Annotated in this window: 14 protein-coding genes and 1 pseudogene; 5 read left to right on the top strand and 10 right to left on the bottom strand. The window is 68.5% G+C overall.

Annotated elements, in window-relative coordinates; genetic code table 11:
* Positions 1 to 58: 58 nt before the first annotated feature.
* On the bottom strand, positions 59 to 1552 hold the full coding sequence (locus ACFRFC_RS04700) for an FUSC family protein (protein WP_382683481.1): 1494 nt from the start codon (positions 1550 to 1552) through the stop codon (positions 59 to 61).
* Positions 1553 to 1880: 328 nt separating this feature from the next.
* Here ACFRFC_RS04700 and ACFRFC_RS04695 point away from each other — a divergent pair, with 328 nt between their 5' ends.
* Positions 1881 to 2357 carry an Lrp/AsnC family transcriptional regulator gene (locus tag ACFRFC_RS04695; RefSeq protein ID WP_382683484.1) on the top strand — a complete coding sequence of 159 codons (477 nt, stop codon included), beginning with the start codon at positions 1881 to 1883 and terminating at the stop codon, positions 2355 to 2357.
* A gap of 91 nt (positions 2358 to 2448) precedes the next feature.
* Entirely contained in the window at positions 2449 to 3144 is a 696-nt protein-coding gene (locus ACFRFC_RS04690; RefSeq protein WP_382683762.1) for an HAD family hydrolase, read from the top strand.
* A gap of 72 nt (positions 3145 to 3216) precedes the next feature.
* On the opposite strand, the gene ACFRFC_RS04685 is transcribed toward ACFRFC_RS04690, so the two are convergent.
* Positions 3217 to 3996, bottom strand: coding sequence for a LysR family substrate-binding domain-containing protein (locus ACFRFC_RS04685; RefSeq protein ID WP_382683487.1), 780 nt, complete (start codon positions 3994 to 3996; stop codon positions 3217 to 3219).
* A gap of 58 nt (positions 3997 to 4054) precedes the next feature.
* Here ACFRFC_RS04685 and ACFRFC_RS04680 point away from each other — a divergent pair, with 58 nt between their 5' ends.
* Complete coding sequence (locus ACFRFC_RS04680) at positions 4055 to 4456, top strand: DUF5997 family protein (RefSeq protein ID WP_382683489.1); 402 nt, start codon at positions 4055 to 4057, stop codon at positions 4454 to 4456.
* 183 nt (positions 4457 to 4639) lie between these two features.
* Here ACFRFC_RS04680 and ACFRFC_RS04675 read toward each other — a convergent pair whose 3' ends face one another.
* The 6 genes from ACFRFC_RS04675 to ACFRFC_RS04650 all read right to left on the bottom strand — a co-directional run bounded on the left by ACFRFC_RS04675 (position 4640) and on the right by ACFRFC_RS04650 (position 12285).
* Positions 4640 to 6523 carry an ABC transporter ATP-binding protein gene (locus tag ACFRFC_RS04675; protein ID WP_382683492.1) on the bottom strand — a complete coding sequence of 628 codons (1884 nt, stop codon included), beginning with the start codon at positions 6521 to 6523 and terminating at the stop codon, positions 4640 to 4642.
* Between the two features lie 159 nt (positions 6524 to 6682).
* Complete coding sequence (locus ACFRFC_RS04670) at positions 6683 to 7750, bottom strand: substrate-binding domain-containing protein (protein ID WP_382683494.1); 1068 nt, start codon at positions 7748 to 7750, stop codon at positions 6683 to 6685.
* A gap of 143 nt (positions 7751 to 7893) precedes the next feature.
* A complete protein-coding gene (locus ACFRFC_RS04665; RefSeq protein ID WP_382683497.1) occupies positions 7894 to 8475 on the bottom strand; it encodes a hypothetical protein in 582 nt (193 codons plus the stop codon).
* A gap of 109 nt (positions 8476 to 8584) precedes the next feature.
* Positions 8585 to 10228, bottom strand: coding sequence for a thiamine pyrophosphate-binding protein (locus ACFRFC_RS04660; RefSeq protein ID WP_382683500.1), 1644 nt, complete (start codon positions 10226 to 10228; stop codon positions 8585 to 8587).
* Entirely contained in the window at positions 10228 to 11010 is a 783-nt protein-coding gene (locus ACFRFC_RS04655) for a cyclase family protein (protein WP_382683503.1), read from the bottom strand. Before ACFRFC_RS04655 ends, ACFRFC_RS04660 begins: the two co-directional genes overlap by 1 nt.
* A gap of 576 nt (positions 11011 to 11586) precedes the next feature.
* Positions 11587 to 12285, bottom strand: a complete 699-nt coding sequence (locus ACFRFC_RS04650; RefSeq protein ID WP_382683505.1) for a hypothetical protein — start codon at positions 12283 to 12285, stop codon at positions 11587 to 11589.
* Between the two features lie 312 nt (positions 12286 to 12597).
* On the opposite strand from ACFRFC_RS04650, the pseudogene ACFRFC_RS04645 reads away from it, so the two are divergent.
* Positions 12598 to 13428: pseudogene (locus tag ACFRFC_RS04645) on the top strand (LacI family DNA-binding transcriptional regulator); the annotation flags it as partial.
* Between the two features lie 75 nt (positions 13429 to 13503).
* Here the strand turns inward: ACFRFC_RS04645 and ACFRFC_RS04640 are convergent.
* Positions 13504 to 13662 (bottom strand): hypothetical protein, encoded by a 159-nt coding sequence (locus tag ACFRFC_RS04640; protein ID WP_382683508.1) that lies wholly within the window; start codon positions 13660 to 13662, stop codon positions 13504 to 13506.
* Here ACFRFC_RS04640 and ACFRFC_RS04635 point away from each other — a divergent pair.
* Positions 13661 to 14104 carry a universal stress protein gene (locus ACFRFC_RS04635; RefSeq protein WP_382683511.1) on the top strand — a complete coding sequence of 148 codons (444 nt, stop codon included), beginning with the start codon at positions 13661 to 13663 and terminating at the stop codon, positions 14102 to 14104. The genes ACFRFC_RS04640 and ACFRFC_RS04635 overlap by 2 nt on opposite strands.
* A gap of 5 nt (positions 14105 to 14109) precedes the next feature.
* On the opposite strand, the gene ACFRFC_RS04630 is transcribed toward ACFRFC_RS04635, so the two are convergent.
* Complete coding sequence (locus tag ACFRFC_RS04630) at positions 14110 to 16461, bottom strand: FdhF/YdeP family oxidoreductase (RefSeq protein ID WP_382683514.1); 2352 nt, start codon at positions 16459 to 16461, stop codon at positions 14110 to 14112.
* Between the last annotated feature and the right edge of the window lie 13 nt (positions 16462 to 16474).

The following is a 16474-nucleotide window of genomic DNA, read 5'->3' as shown; positions in this document are numbered from 1 at the left end:
GATCGCTTTCAGCGATCGCTTTGAACGCTCCGGCTGAGCATTCGTTCCGATCGTTCGATCAGGCGCCGACCAGGGGCGAACCGGAAGGCGCGCGCAGGGGCGTGGCGAGTTCGGCGAGGGCGCGTTCCAGGCCATGCAAATGGACGAGGGCGGGCGCGTCTGTGAGCGGCTCGGGCGGCGAGGTGCGCGGGTCGCCCGGCCGCCCGGTCAGTGCCTCCACGGCGGTCTCCACGCGCCAGCAGGCGGCTGCCAGGCGGGCGTCGTGGGCAGCCTGCGGGTCTGCGGCGACGGCGACGAGGCCGCGGATCTCGCGCGCGCACTCGTCGAGCAGGTCGAGAACACGCAGGGCCCTGCGTTTGCGGCCACGCATCGGGTTCAGCGGGTGTACGAGCGGGGCGACGGCGAGTCGTACCCGGCCCAGGAACCCCTCCAGCTCGGCGACGCATGGTGCCGGGTCGGCGTCCGGGTCTCCGGCGAGCCGCGCGGCGGCCTGCGCGGTGCAGGTGTGCACACCGCGAAGCGCACGCTGGATCCAGGCATCGGTGACGGCGTGCGTGGTCACCGGCAGAACGAACAGCACCGCGAGAACGGCACCCAGCGCGCCCACGCCCGTCTCGGCGAGCCGCAGCGCCAGCAGGGCCGGATCGAGGACGCCCAGCAGCCCGTAGAGCAAGGAGGCCAGCAGCGTCACGCTGAGCATCATCCAGGTGTACGACACCGCGGCCGTGTAGAAGATCCCGAAGACGCACACGGCGAGCAGAACGGCCACCGGTACCGCCGCGGTGTGCAGCGGGAGAACGATCAGCAGGCCGAGTCCGATACCGAGCACCGTGCCCAGGACACGCCGGAAGCTGCGCACGAGCGTCTCACCGCGCGAGGTGGTGTTCACGAAGACCCACCAGGTGGCGCCGACCGCCCAGTACCAGCGCTCCCCCGACACCAGGTGTCCCACGACCAGAGCGAAGCCCGCGCCGGCTGTGGCCTGGACGGCCTGGCGGGTGGTGATACGGCCGAGGCCAAAGCCGTCGAGCGGAGCGGGGGCCAAGGTCGGCGGCAGGTGGCGTTCGTAGCGCCACAGGCCGAAACGTACGGCCGCCGCAACCAGCACGGACAGCGCCATGGCGGCGTACAGCTCGGACAGTTGGGCGGGGGTGGCGTGCAGGAACTGGGCGGCGAAGTAGGTCATGAAGGCGAACACGCCGAGGCTGTGTCCACGCGGGCCCCAGCGGCGCGCGTAGACGCCGGCGCCGACCACTGCGAGGAAGACGAGGTCGCGTGCCACGGGCTGGTCGTGCAGTCCGGCCGCGACGGCGAGCACGGGCAGTCCTACGGCCGGAAGCAGCGCGGTCGTGATCGTTTGCTCACGCATGATGGGATCGGTGACAGTGAAGAGGGCGAGCAGTGCGGCTAGGCCGCCGGTCAGGGCACCGATGAGGGCGTGTCCGGCAAGGCCGCAGGCGAGGACGGCCAGGCCGACGCCGAGTACTGCCCGCGCCGCGAAACGCAGTCGCACCCGGCCCGGGTCGGGAGCGACAAATGCTCTCTTCAGCATTGCTCTGCGCCCCCTTGGCCAACTGGATCGAACGAACACGGACAACGAACGTGGATATCGCCTCCGCGCGTCCCGCTTCGAGCGATCACGCATGACAAAGGCGCCGCGGGGGTCCGTAGCGCCATCGACAGCACCATGAGAGCATCATGTGCGTCACTGGCTCAAATGGCGTCCCTCCGGCTGTGCCATTGGTCCAGGAGATGGCCTTGGCGCTCGTCCATGGGAGGGCCAACGGACCACAAGGGGTGGCCCGACGCGCGGACCAGCTTTCGGCGCGATCGCTTCGGTCGTCGACAATCACCAAGAATCATGAGGGAGGGCCGGCGTCATGGCCGTGGACGAGTTGGACACCCGCATTCTGCGGTTGCTGCTGGATCAGCCGCGCACGAGCGTGCGCGAGTACGCCAGGATCCTGGGGATCGCCCGCGGCACGCTTCAAGCACGGCTCGATCGGCTGGAACGGGAGGGAGTGATCACCGGCATCAGCCCGAGCCTCTCGCCGGCCGCTCTCGGTCATCCGGTGCTTGCCTTTGTACACATCGAGGTCACCCAGGGGCACCTGGACGAAGTGGGGGACGGGGTGGCGTCCGTCCCCGAGATCGTCGAGGCGTATTCGATCACCGGCGGCGGCGATCTGCTCACTCGGGTCGTGGCACGCGACAACGCGCATCTGGAGGATGTGATCCAGAAGCTGATCAGTTTGCCCGGAGTCGTCCGTACCCGCACCGAGGTGGCGCTGCGGGAGAGAGTGCCGCATAGGTTGCTGCCACTGGTCGAATCGATCGGTCGCTCGGTGAGCAAGTGATCAGTGGCTCAGGTCTTCGGTGGGCGCGAGTCAGCCGCGGAACGATCACCTGGAGCCCGGCGCCGCTTTCCCCCTTGGCATGCTGGAACGCATGAGTAACCTTGGCGCCTTCTCGGTCATCTTCGACCTCGACGGAACGCTCGTGGACAGCGAGCCGAACTACTACGAAGCCGGCCGCCGGGTGCTCGCCGATCACGGCGTACCCGACTTCTCCTGGGGCGAACACGAGAAATATGTCGGTATCAGCACCTTGGAGACAGTCACCGACTGGAAGCGGCGGTACCGCCTGGCGGCCTCCGTGGACGAACTGCTCGCCGACAAGAACCGTGTGTACCTCGAAATCGCCCGGACCTCCACGCGCGCGTACCCCGAGATGCGTGCGTTCATCGAGCTGCTGGCGTCCGACGGCGTTCCCATGGCAGTGGCCTCGGGCTCCTCGATCGATGCGATCAAGGCGGTGCTGGCCGGCACCGGTCTGGACGCCCATCTGCACACGGTGGTCTCCGCCGAAGAGGTCGACCGCGGGAAGCCCGCGCCCGATGTCTTCCTGGAGGCCGCCCGCAGGCTGGGCCTGAGCCCGGGTGATTGTGTGGTGCTGGAGGACGCTGCTCCTGGTGCGGCAGCCGCCCATGCCGCGGGGATGATGTGCATTGCGATTCCGTACGTCGCCGCTCAGGCGAACGCGCCGGAGTTCGCGACGGCCGGGTTGCTGCTGCGGGGCGGGCAGACGGAGTTCACCGCGCGGATCGCCTATGACTGGCTTGAACGATCGTTTCCGGCGGTCTGAGCCGTTGCCTACCGGTTGCTCGGGCTGAGCGAGCTTCGGGGCGAGGTTCGTATCGAGGGACGACCGGCGACGCTAGGAGCGGCGGCGGGGGCGGCTGTGCTTGGATCCGGTGCTCGAACCGCCACGCGTCCGCGTGTTCGTCGGCTTCTTGGCACCTGTGGCCTTCTTGCCCGCGCCCGTCCCACGCCGTCCTACCCCGCTGCCCTCGCCAGGCTTCGCCCCCGGCTGTGTTTCGGGTTTGGCCCTGCCACGAGTGCTGTTGACCGTTCGGCCGCGCACGATGCCGATGAAGTCCTCGACCAGTTCGGTTGTGGCGTTCTCCGGCCAGGAGAGAGCGACGCCGGACTGCGGGGCGTCCACGAGCGGGCGGTAGGTGAGGTCCTTGCGGTGATGCAGACGGGCGAGCGACTGCGGAACGATCAGCAGGCCCACGCCGGCTGCCACCAGTTCGATGGCATCCTCCGTGGTCACGGGGCGTTCGATCGCGGGCTTACCGGGTGGCTCGGGCCAGTCGAGCACGTCATCGAGGGAATGGAAGACCACATCGTCGACGAGATCGGCGATCGTGACCTCGTCGGCCGCGGTGATCACATGGTCCTTGGGAACCACAACGACGGTCGTCTCGGTGTAGAGCGGGATGGCGCTGAAGATCGTTCGATCAACGGGCAGCCGAACGATCCCGGCGTCCGCTCGCCCCTCGTGCAGCGCCTCGAACGCTTCCGCGGCCGACATCGCGAGGAGGGTGAGGGGCGTGTCGGGCAGGCGCTCGTTCCAGATCCGCACCCACTTGCCGGGGGTCGTCCCGGGAACGTACGCGAGCCGGAACGCGGGGGGTGCTTCGGAGCCTGTCACCTCGCCAGGCTACCGGCCGCGGCCGGATGCCTCCTTTCCGGCGGATAGTCTGGACAGCATGAAGTCGCACCAGAGCGCCCAGATGATGAAGCCCGCGACCGCGGCGAAGAAGTTGGGCGTGTATCTCCCGGCCACCCCCGCAGCTTTCCAGGAGGGTGAAGTCTCGCGCGCCGAACTGAGCCGGCTCCAGGCCGATCCGCCCGAGTGGCTGCGCGAGCTGCGCCAGAACGGCCCGCACCCCCGTCCGGTGGTCGCGGCCAGGCTCGGTGTCTCCATCGCCGGTCTTGCGCGCGGGGGCGTGACCGAACCGCTCACAAGCGAGCAGATCGAAGCGCTGAGGCAGGAGTCTCCCGAATGGCTGGAGAAGGAGCGGGCCACGCAGGCGGAGGTACGCCAGGAGGCGGCGCGGCTGAAGCAGCGGGACGCCGAGAAGGCGGCGGAGGCCGACTCGCGCGACTGACGGCCGCCGAGGTCTGTCTGGTGCGTACCCCGGATCCCGATTCGGAACGGTCTTGGCCCGCACTCGGCGAGATGATCGACGGTGGCCGTCGGACGGTCATCCTCGCCGAGCGGGTCGATGAGTCGGCTCTGTAGTACCAGGAGATTCAGGGCCACTGCCATGAGGTGATCGGTTCTGTGGCCCCTATGCCGCTGTGTCGACCTGAAACGGTTCCTTGAACTGTGTTCGGTACAGCTCCGCGTACCGCCCATCCGCTGCGATCAATTGATCATGCGTTCCGCGCTCCACGATCTGGCCGTCCTCGACGACGAGGATGAGATCCGCGGCGCGCACGGTGGACAGGCGGTGGGCGATCACCACGGCGGTGCGTCCCTCCAGCGCCTCGGTGAGCGCCTCCTGGACGGCCGCCTCGGAAGTGTTGTCCAGGTGGGCGGTGGCCTCGTCGAGAATGACCACGCGCTGGCGGGCCAGCAGCAGGCGCGCGATGGTCATGCGCTGGCGTTCGCCGCCCGAGAGACGGTAGCCACGCTCCCCCACAACCGTGTCGAGTCCGTCGGGCAGCGAGCGGACGAGCGATTCGAGGCGGGCGCGGCGCAGCACGTCCCACAATGCGTCGTCGGTGGCGTCCGGCCGGGCGAGCAGCAGGTTGGCGCGGACCGTGTCGTGGAAGAGGTGCCCGTCCTGGGTGACCATGCCGAGCGTTTCGCGCAGCGAGCGGGCGCTCAGGTCGCGCACGTCGACCCCGCCGATACGGACGGCGCCGTCGTCGGTGTCGTACAAGCGGGGCAGCAGTGCGGCGATGGTCGACTTCCCGGCGCCGGAGGAGCCGACGAGGGCGACGGTCCACCCGGCTTCCACGCGGAAGGAGACACCGTGCAGGACCTCGGCGCCGCCGCGCGTGTCCAGGGAGGCCACCTCCTCCAAGGAGGCGAGGGAGACCTTGTCGGCGGACGGGTAGGCGAAGCGCACATTGTCGAACTCCACGGACACCGGTCCGTCCGGCACCGCGCGGGCCTTGGGTGATTCTTCGATCAGCGGTTTGAGATCGATTACCTCGAAGACGCGCTCGAAGCTCACCAGAGCGCTCATGATTTCGACGCGCGCTCCGGCGAGGGAGGTCAGTGGGGCGTACAGGCGGGTCAGGAGAAGTGCGAGGGCGACCACGGCGCCGGGTTCCAGGGTGCCGCGCAGGGCGAACCAGCCGCCCAGGCCGTAGACGAGAGCGAGTGCGAGGGCCGAGACCAGGGTCAGTGCGGTGATGAACGCGGACTGCGCCATGGCGGTGCGCACTCCGACGTCCCGCACCCGCCGGGCCCGGACGGCGAATTCGGTCGACTCTTCCTCGGGTCGTCCGAACAGCTTGATCAAGGTGGCGCCGGGGGCGGAGAAGCGTTCGGTCATCCGGGTGCCCATGGCCGCGTTGAGATCGGCCGCCTCGCGCTGGAGGCGGGCCATGCGGCTGCCCATCCACCGGGCGGGCACCACGAACACCGGGAGCAGCAGCAGCGCGAGCAGGGTGATCTGCCATGACAGGGTGAGCATCACGGCCAGCGTGAGCAGAACGGTCACGATGTTGCTCACCACGCCGGAAAGGGTGTTGCTGAAGGCTCGTTGGGCGCCGATCACATCATTGTTGAGCCGACTGACGAGCGCGCCGGTGCGGGTGCGGGTGAAGAACGCGACCGGCATGCGCTGCACATGGTCGAAGACGGTGGTGCGCAAATCAAGGATGAGCCCTTCGCCGAGGATCGCGGAGAGCCAGCGGCTCACCAGCCCAAGTGCTGCCTCGGCGAGCGCGATCAGAGCGATCAATACGGCGAGGCGTACGACCGTGCCGGCCTCGCCGCCCGACACGATCGCGTCGACAACTTGCCCCGCGAGGACCGGAGTGGCCACGGCGAGGAGCGCGGTCACCACACCGAGCAGTACGAATTGGGTGATCCGGCGGCGGTGCGGGCGGGCGAAGACGGTGATTCTGCGCAGTGTCGCGCGGGCCAGGGGCCGGCGTGCCTGCTGGGCATTCATGACGCTGTGCAACTGGGACCAGGCGGTGATTTCCATGCTCATGCCGGGGACAGTAGGACCTCAAGCAATATTGAGGTCAAGCGGCTGGGCTGGAGACCGACGGCGTCGGGCGGAAGACGCGAGAGTGATCGTCGGTATGTTCATTTGGCCGTTTTGTTGTTCGTTCGGTCGGGCTTCGGTCGGGCCTTCGGTGTGTGGTGACTACTCCAGTGCGCTCGACGCTCGCACGTTCAGCTCCGGCAGGATCGCGAGGCGGTGGGTCGGACGTTCCGGATCGATCAGGCGGCGCACGATCAGGTCCACGGCCGCCGCGCCGACCGCGCGTTTCGGTGGGGCTACCGCGGTGAGCGGGATGTCGGCGAGCGCGGCCACCTCGTCGTCGTAGGCCACGATCGCGACCGCGTTCGGGATGTCCACTCCGCGCGCCCGGAGTCGCTGGAGGACGACGATCGCATCGTGGTCGTCGTGCACGATCACGGCCTCCAGCAGGTCGTTCGCGGCCTTGTCCGCGAAATCCGTGAGCTTGCGCTCACGTTCGGCGGGGTCGGTGCTGGGTGACGGCAGCCGGAACACCGAGGATTCACGCGCGGTCATTCCGACGGCGGCGAGTCCGCCGCGATAGCCCTCCAGGATGAGATCACTGTGCGGGCTGTCCTCGCGCAGGATCAGGGAGATCAGTTCACGGTCGCAGTCGACGAGATGCCGTACGGCGATCCGTGCACCGTAGGCATGATCGGTCACCACGCGCTCCGCGCCCCAGGCGTCGTCGTCAGGGTGACGTTCGATCAGCACGCAGGGGACGTCGAGTTCGGCCGGCCAGCTCTGCGCGCCGACCGGGCCGCACGGAGTGATCAGCAACCCGTGGATGCCGTCCTCCAGCATTCGGCGGGCCTGGGCGCGCTCTTCCTCCGGGTCGTACTGCGAGATGCCGAGCACAAGACGGATCCCGCGCTCGGCGGCGGCCTCGCGGGCGCCCTTGATGACCTCGGGGAAGTAGTAGTCGGCGGCAGGGACGATCAGGCCGAGGACGAGTTCACGGCCGCCGGTGCCACTGACCACGGCCGGACCGTCCGACACGACCGTCATGCGCTGCCCCCGGGGCTCCGGCAGCACAGCGCCGCCGTGCACCCGGGTCAGCAGCCCGCGCTTCGACAGGGCGTCGACGTCGCGACGGATGGTGATCGCGGAGACGTTCAGCTCCAGGGCCATGTCCGAGACTCGCATGGTGCCCCGCTCGTGCAGCCATTGGAGAATTTCCTTGTGCCTCACTTCGGCGTGCATATGACCGGGTTCCCCTCGCGTTGTCCATCGGATGGAGCAGCGAGTCTAGCGCCCGAATGATCGAAGATGAACGTTTCTGCGCGAATAATCAAACGTGCATCACGTTGTGTGATGCTCTGCGCAGATCCTCCTCAGCGAGCCCCTGCCCAGGTGTGTGCGACGTCCACCACGATCCGGTCGTTCAGCGCGAGGACACGGAAGGGCAGCCGCGCCCGCACACCCAGGCCTAGTTGGGTGTCACCCTCGAAACTGCCGACGAAGCGGGTGTCCTTGAAGGTGGGGTTGCCGGTGAGAACAACGCCGGGGAGAGGCTGTGCGACACGCCCGGCGTAGGTCGGTTTGCCCGTCTCGGGGTCGTAGGAGGGTGCGGTCACCCGGACCTCGATCACGGCTCCGCCGCCAACAGGGATGTGACGGCCCGTTCCGTCCTGGTAGATCCGGTCGACGTAGCGAACCGAGTAGCCGAGACCGCTGCCCGCGCCGGGGACGTCGACGACCATCCGGTCGTAGCAGTCGTGACTGCCGGTCCGGACGTTCGTCAGCGATGCCGTCGTGGAGGCGGTGCCGGTCTTGTCGAGGCTGCCCCAGCCGGTGGGGCACGCGGCCTTCGCGGGTGGGGTGGAGGTGATGGCCGCGCCGGCCGGAGCAGCCGTCACGACGGAGGCGGCGCTCATGAGCGCGAGTGCTGCCAGCACAGTTCCTTTACGTGCCATGGCGTCCCCCTAGGGAGGGTGATATCGGGATGTGTACTTGGACACCCCAAATCGCCGAATGGTTGTGCCTCGTTGGCACACCCGTGAGGGACGATCACCCTGGGGGCGCTCAGTGGCCTCTAAACGCTTCCTCCAGCCACCATGCGCCCCGGTCGCGCGTCACCTTCGCGTCGATCAGCAAGGGGGAGGAACGGGGTCCGGTGACCCAGTTCTCCGCCGCCTTGAGGTCGTCGAGCGTGCGGACGGTGAGTGCTTCGAAGCCGTAGCCCTGGGCCAGCGCGGCGATGTCCGTCGGCGGGAACTCGACCGTGTCCAAGGGGAATCCGCCGGGACCGAAGTGGTGGACCTCCGCACCGTAGGCGTCATCGTTGTAGACGATCACCACCATCGGCAGTCCGAGCCGGCGCACGGTGTCGAGTTCGGCGGTGCCCATGAGCGCGCCGCCGTCGCCAAGGGCAGCCACCGGAAGGCGGTCGGGCTGGGCCAGGGCGGCGCCGATGGTGGTGGCCAGGCCAAGGCCGATCGACTGGAACGCCTGCGTGAAGCAGAAGCCGTTCTCGTCCGGTACCGAGAGATACATGCTCGGGTAGCCCATGAAATTACCGGAGTCCACTCCGATCACTCGATCAGCCGGGAGCAGATCGTCGAGGGCGATGCTGAGCGTTCGGGGATCGATCCGTTCACGCGTGCTCGTGTCGTCGTACGGTACGTCGCGCCAGCGGACGCGGGTCGCGATCGAGTCGCCGACGGCCGAAGTGCGGTAGCCCTGCCTGGCATCCGCGTCTTTCTCCAGTGCGCGCCGCGCGGTGAGTGCCACGTCGCCCGTCACTCCGAGGTCGACCGGCCGGTGCCTGCCCAGGGCGGAGCGATCGTCATCGATCTGAGCGACTCTCGCCTGCGGGCCGATCAATCGGCCGTGGCGCATGGTCCACATGTTCAATGCGCAGCCCCAGCCGACGATCAGGTCGGCGCCCTGGATGAGTTCGGCCGCCACGGGGGACGCGAAGCCGCCGGAGACGTCCAGGGACCAGGGATTGCCGTGGAAGAGGCCGCGTGCGACGGCCGACGTCGCGAGGAGTGCACCGTACCGGTCGGCGAGGGCGAGGAGCGCCTCCCGGGCGGACACGCCGCGTGCGCCTCGTCCCGCGACGAAGACCGGGCGGCGGGCCTGGCCGAGCAGTTCGGTCAGCGCCGCCGCATCGGCCTCCGCAGGCTCGATCGGTTCCCGGGTGAGCAGTGGGGCCATCGCCGACGCAAGGGCCCTGTCCGGTGTTCCCAGTGACTGGATCGGGAGGGGGAGCTGAAGCAGGATGGTTGTTCGTTCGATCAGGGCGGTGCGGACCGCCGCGTGTGTCTGCTCCACCGCCTTGTCCGCCGAGGTGATCCGAGCGGTGGTCGCGCCTACTGCGCGGGCCAGGGCCTCCTGGTCGACGTAGAAGTTCGATCGTGGTTCGGTTGCCTCCGGCGCCAGCACGACGAGCGGGGTGCGGCTCTTGGCCGCCTCCGCGATCCCCGTGAGGGCGTTGGTGAGGCCGGGGCCCTGATGGACGGTGAGTGCCGTCACCCGGCCGGACATGCGCGCGTAGGCGTCTGCCATGGTCGCGGCGCCGCCTTCGTGGCGGGCGGCGACGAAGCGGGCGCCGGACGCGATCAGGGCATTGGTGACATGGAAGTTGCCGGACCCGACCACGCCGAAGGCGTGGTCCACGCCGGAAGCGGCGAGCGCCCGGCCGACCGCCTCCGCTACCTTCATCAGCGCTGCACCAGGGCGAGCACGCGCGCGGGAGCGCCGGATCCGGTGACGATGGGCAGGGGCCCGGCGATGACGACGGAACCGGTCGGCGGCAGCGCGGTCAGGTTCCGCAACTGGGTGAGACCGTACTTGTCGCTGCCCATGAGGTAGGAGTGGCACGGGAAGGCGGGGTCGAAGGAGTGGGCGCGTCCGGCGTCAGTGCCGACCGTCTCCACTCCGAGACCGATCACCGGGGACTCCTGAGCCACCCAGCGGGCGCATTCCACCGACAGGCCGGGCGTGTGCGGACCGTTCTCGTCCGCGTTCAGGAACGCCTCCTGCGTGATCGAACGATCATCCCAGCCCGTACGCAGTAGCAGCCAGCCGCCATCGGGGAGCGGACCGTGTTCCGCCTCCCATGCCTTCACATGGTCGACCTCGACGAGGAAGTCGGGGTCCTCTGCTGCTTCGGTGGTGAAATCCAGTACGACGGCGGGCGCGATCAGCCGGCTGGCGGGTACGGAGGCCACGTCATCGAGGTCCTTGCCGGTGACCCAGTGGTTGGGGGCGTCGAAGTGGGTGCCGGTGTGTTCGCCGCTGCGGAAATTGTTCCAGTACCAGGCGGGTCCGCGGTCGTCGTAGCGGCTGATCTCCTCCAGTTCGAAGACGGCGGTCTGGCCGAATTGCGGGGGCAGTTGGATCACCGGCGTGGACGACGACAGGGGCGAGGTGAGATCGACGACCTCGATCGATCCACCGCGCAGTCCTGAGACGAGTGAGGCGAGGATTGACGGCTCGGGCATGCGGTACCTCCCTGAGACGGCGAACCTGGGACCGACAGGATCTCAGCCGGGTGGCATGGCTGGTCAGAGGCGTGCGCACGGCGTTTCGCCGCTGATGTGCCGTGGACCGGCGCCCGCCAGGCGCGCGGTGCGGTCGTCAGATCACTCGGTCGGCCCGCGGCAGAGGTACGTCACGCCAGCGGTCGCGGGCCGTCTCATGGCCTCGGTGCTGTCCAGCTGATCGAAGCGTTCGGCCACGATCGGGTTCAGTTCGGCGCGGTGCGCCAATCGACCGGAGCCGGGGCGAAACGCTCATCGGCTACGAGTTCGGGGTGCAGCAGGAATCGCCAGCACAAGGACGTCCATTCACGTTCGTTCTGAACGGGGACCAGAAAGTTGTTGCCGTCGGCGCCGGTGAAGGCGCCGCGGGGGGCTTTGACACTGGACGAGCAGGTCGTCGGCCCTGCGGTCGGCCAATGTCCGAGCGGTTCGGCCAGACGAGGTAGCCGGCTTCCAAGGACGCTCGCGGTGAGTGTCGTCAGCGGCGCTGTGAGCGGTGTGCGGGCGCACGAGCCCGCTCTGCCGAGCGAGTATGGGTCAGTTCGGTATCCGCCAGTACTGGCGCTTGCCTTCGTCCCTTACGACCACACCCAGGCGGATCAGGTCGCGGCGCAGTTCACGGGCGTCGGTGGAGTCGTCGTTCTTGCGGGCCGCCGCGCGGGCGATCAATAGGGCGTCGGCGCCTTGCGGTAGGCCGGAGGCCCCGGGGACCCAGCGGCGGAAGTCGTCGCGGTACGGGTCTTCGTCGGACCAGGTGTAGCCGTGTTCTGTGAAGGCTTCGGCCACCCGGTGCCAGGGCAGGCCGCTGTCCTCCCGTGCGATCTCCAGGCCGTTGAGGCTCAGAAGGACCAACTGTTTGCCGTCGCGGAGGGCCACTTCGATCTGGTCGGATGTGAACTCTTCCGGGGTGTCCCGGACGGTGAGGGTCACGCGGGTGCGGGAGACGTGGACGGTCAGGGACTCGTGTACGGCGATGAATCCGACCAGGACGCCCAGCAGCGCGCCCACGGTGATCGCGCCGAGGGTGAGTCCCGGTTCCGGAATCGAGTTGAGGAGCTTGGCCGGGCCCTTCAGCGGGGCCCAGCGCAGGGTGGTGAACCAATCGGCGAGCACAGTGATCAACCAGCCGCCGGCGGCTCCGCACGCGAGGCAGAAGAGCACTGTGGCCCAGGCCGACTCCGCGACCGTGCTCGTTTGGTCGTCCGTCTGCGGCTGTTGGCGCTTTGCCGTGTTCATTTCCGGATCGGTCTCGCGCTTCTTGATGTCCACTCGTCTCGTCCCCCGGTGCGTGTGTCGCCGCCGTGTGTGGTGTCGCGTCGAGTCTGGGCGGCCGGGGTTCGGCGTGTCGTCGGCCGATGGTCTACAGGGCCGCAACTTTGGTCGCGGGAGTTGATCAGGGCGACGGTGATTGTGTGGCCGTGAGGGTGGGCGGCGGGTTCGGGCACGGGCACAGGCACTCTGATCGTTCGGACATGGATGTGGTGTTTATTTGGGTGCCTCGTGGCCGGCCGGGAGGTTGGGGGCGCGGCCTGCACTAACCTTGCGCGCATGACGCGACGACTCGCCGAGGTGGCCAGGAAGGTCGGGGTCAGTGAGGCCACGGTCAGCCGGGTGCTGAACGGCAAGCCGGGGGTCTCCGAGGCCACCCGGCAGTCGGTGCTCTCCGCTCTCGATGTGCTCGGATATGAACGTCCCACCCAATTGCGGGGTGAGCGTGCGCGTTTGGTCGGCCTGGTGCTGCCCGAGTTGCAGAATCCGATCTTTCCGGCGCTCGCAGAGGTGATCGGTGGATCACTCGCTCAGCAGGGACTCACTCCGGTGCTGTGCACACAGACCAAGGGCGGTGTCTCCGAGGCGGACTATGTGGAGTTGTTGCTTCAGCAGCAGGTGTCGGGAGTCGTGTTCGCCGGCGGTTTGTTCGCGCAGGTGGACGCGCCGCACGATCATTACAACCTGCTCGCTGATCGAATGATCCCGGTCGTGCTGGTGAACGCCTCGATCATCGATCTCGGGTTCCCGTGTGTGGCGTGCGACGACGCCGTGGCGGTGGATCAGGCGTGGCGGCACTTGGAATCGCTCGGGCATGAACGGATCGGATTGGTGCTGGGCCCGCTTGATCACGTGCCCTCGCAGCGCAAGCTGGCGGCCGCCGAGGCGGCGGCTCGGCGGGCGGGCCGGGAGTTGCCCGAGGCGCACGTCGAGCGGACCATGTTCTCCCTGGAGGGCGGACAGGCGGCGACAGCCCGGCTGCTCGACCAAGGCGTCACCGGGATCATCTGCGCGAGCGATCCGCTGGCGCTGGGTGCGGTGCGGGCCGCGCGCCGACGAGGGCTCGCGGTCCCCGGTGAGGTCTCGATCGTCGGATACGACGACTCCGCCTCTGGGTCGCGGATCTCATGGTCGGCCGGCAGGTGTGCGTGATCAGCGGGACCGGGCATGTGGGCTGGTGACGTCTCAGGGCTCGTCGGGGACGGCCTCGGTCGCGCTGGGTGTGCAGGTGTGGCGCGGCGGGGCGTAGCGGGCGGTTCCACGGGCGGAATGCCCCGGCTGGCGCGGGGCGGCGGGTGCGGGCAGCGTGGGTCTGGAGACATCGACGCTGAGCGAGGTGGCCATGGATTCCTCTGAGCCGGTACGGCGGGTGGTCGTGGGGGTGGACGGTTCGCCGACGTCGCACGCTGCGCTGCGTTGGGCGGCGCGCTACGCGTCCACGACCGGTGGGGTCGTGGAGGCGGTGCACGCCTGGGACACGCCGTCGGCGGCGGGCTGGACCGGACCGGCGATCGATCCGGAGTTCGATCTAGAGCAGGCTCATGAGCGGTTCACGCGGGAACTGCACTCTGTCTTCGGTGAAGATCACCCGGCCGGACTGCGGGAACTCCTGGTGGAGGGCGATCCCTCGGAGGTGCTCATCCGCGCTTCGGCCGGGGCCGAACTGCTGGTGGTGGGGCGCCGGGGGCTGGGCGGTTTTGCCCGGGCGATGCTGGGTTCGGTGAGCCAGCGATGTGCGCAGCACGCGGCTTGTCCCGTGGTCGTCGTCCGGCCGGAGCAGGAGTAGTCGTCTCAGGGCGCGGGTGTGATCGTCACCTTCAGATGCTTCATGATCGGTTGATCACTCTGCTTGCTGTAGTCGCCGATCGCGACCAGGACGTTCATCTCCGGCATGTACCCGGACGCGCAGCCGCGCGGGATGTCGTACGGAATGGCCAGGTAGCCGTGGAGGTGGCGGTGGCTGCCGTCCTTCGCGGTGCTGGTGATGTCGACCGGGTCGAACTCGGTGAGGCCGCGTTCGCGCATGTCGTCCTTGTTCATGAAGACAAGCGTGCGCAGGTTCTTCACGCCCCGGTAGCGGTCGTTGTCGGAGTAGATGGTCGTGTTCCATTGATCATGTGATCGCATGGTGCCGAGCGAGAGTGTGCCGGGGGCGGGGACGACGTCCGGCAGGGGCGCGGTGGAGAACTCGGCGTGTCCCGAGGGGGTGCGGAAGACCAGTTCGCGGGCCGGCTGCTTGATGCGGAAGCCGAGGGGCAGCCGGACGCGGCGGTTGAAGTCCTCGAAGCCGTCGAGGACCTGGGCCATGGTGTCGCGGATGCGGTCGTAGTCCTCGATGTACCACTGCCAGGGTGTGGGGCTGTCCGGGAGGGCGGCGCGGGCGATGCCGGCGATGATCGCGGGTTCGGAGAGCAGGTGCTTGGAGGCGGGCCGTTTCATGCCGACGGACAGGTGCACCATGCTCATGGAGTCCTCGACGGAGGTGCTCTGGACGCCTTCGCGCTGGTGATCTTTCTCGGTGCGGCCCAGGCAGGGCAGGATGAGTGCCTGCTTGCCGTGCACGAGGTGGCTGCGGTTGAGCTTGGTGCTGACCTGAACGGTCAGATCGCAGTTGCGCAGGGCCGCGTAGGTGTACGGCGTGTCGGGGGCGGCGAGGGCGAAGTTGCCGCCCATGCCGACGAACACCTTCACGTCGCCTCGGTGCATGGCCTGGACGGCGCCGACGGTGTCGAGTCCGTGCTCGCGCGGCGGATCGATTCCGCACACTTCGGCCAGGCGGTCCAGGAACGCCTCGGCGGGGCGGTGGTCGATGCCGCAGGTGCGGTTGCCCTGGACGTTGCTGTGTCCGCGCACCGGGCAGGGTCCGGCGCCCTCCCGGCCCAGGTTGCCGCGTAGCAGCAGGAGGTTGACGATCTCCCGTACGGTGTCGACGCCGTGCTCGTGCTGGCTGATGCCGAGGCACCAGCTGATGATGCTGCGGTCGGCGTCCCGGTAGACGCGGGCCGCCTTGAGGATGTCGTCGCGGGCCAGGCCGGACTGGTGCTCGATCAGTTCCCAGGAGGTCTCCTCGCACAGCGACCGGTAGGCGTCGAAACCGGTCGTGTGCCGGTCCACGAACTCCTGGTCGAGCGCCTTCGCGTCCGTCTTGGCCTGGTCCAGCACGGCCTTGGCGATGCCGCGGATCAGGGCCATGTCGCCGCCGATGCGCGGTTGCAGGTTCAGGGTGCTGGTCCTGGTCGAGCGGAAGGTCGCCATGGCGGCGAACTCGTGCGGGACGATCGTGCGGGTCGCCGCCGCCTCCACCATCGGGTTGATATGCACGATCTGCGCGCCGCGCCGGTGGGCCTCGGCGAGCGCGGTGAGCATCCTGGGGGCGTTGGAGGCCGCGTTCACGCCCATGATGAACAGGGCGTCGGTGGCCTCCCAGTCCTTGAGGTCGACCGTGCCCTTGCCGGTGCCGAGGGACGCCGTGAGGGCGCGGCCACTGGCCTCGTGGCACATGTTCGAGCAGTCGGGGAGGTTGTTCGTACCGAGTTCACGGGCCATCAACTGGTAGAGGAACGTGGCCTCGTTGCCGAGTCGGCCGGAGGTGTAGAACGACGCCTGGTCCGGGCTGTCCAGTGCGCGCAGTGTTCGTCCGATCAGATCGAATGCGCTCTGCCAGCTGATCGGGACGTAGTGGTCGGTGGCGGGGTCGTACATCATCGGCTCGGTCAGCCGTCCCCGGTCCTCCAGGGCGAAGTCGGACCAGTCGGACAGTTCGGTGACCGAGTGTTCGGCGAAGAACGATCGGTCGACGCGCTTGGGGGTCATCTCCCAGGTCACGTGCTTGATGCCGTTCTCGCAGATGTCCAGGTGCAGGCCCTTGGTGTCGTCGGGCCAGGCGCATCCGGGGCAGTCGAAGCCGACGTTCTCGTGGTTCATCCGCATGATCGCCCGGGGGCCGTTCACGAAGGTGCGCTCGCGCGCGAATGCCCTTCCGACGCTCTTGGCCGCGCCCCAGCCGGCGGAGGGGTGGTGGTAGGGGTGGAAGGACGGTTCGCTGTCGGGTGCGGGCCCGCTACTCGGTTCGGGGCCGCCGCGTGCGGGCTCGGAGTCTCCGCGGGGTGCGAGGCCGTCTCGTCCGGGCTCGGAACCACCCAAAGGTGCAGAACCG

This window comes from Streptomyces sp. NPDC056734 (genome assembly GCF_042790455.1).
GTDB lineage: Bacteria > Actinomycetota > Actinomycetes > Streptomycetales > Streptomycetaceae > Streptomyces.
This window is presented reverse-complemented; position numbering and strand designations above follow the sequence as displayed.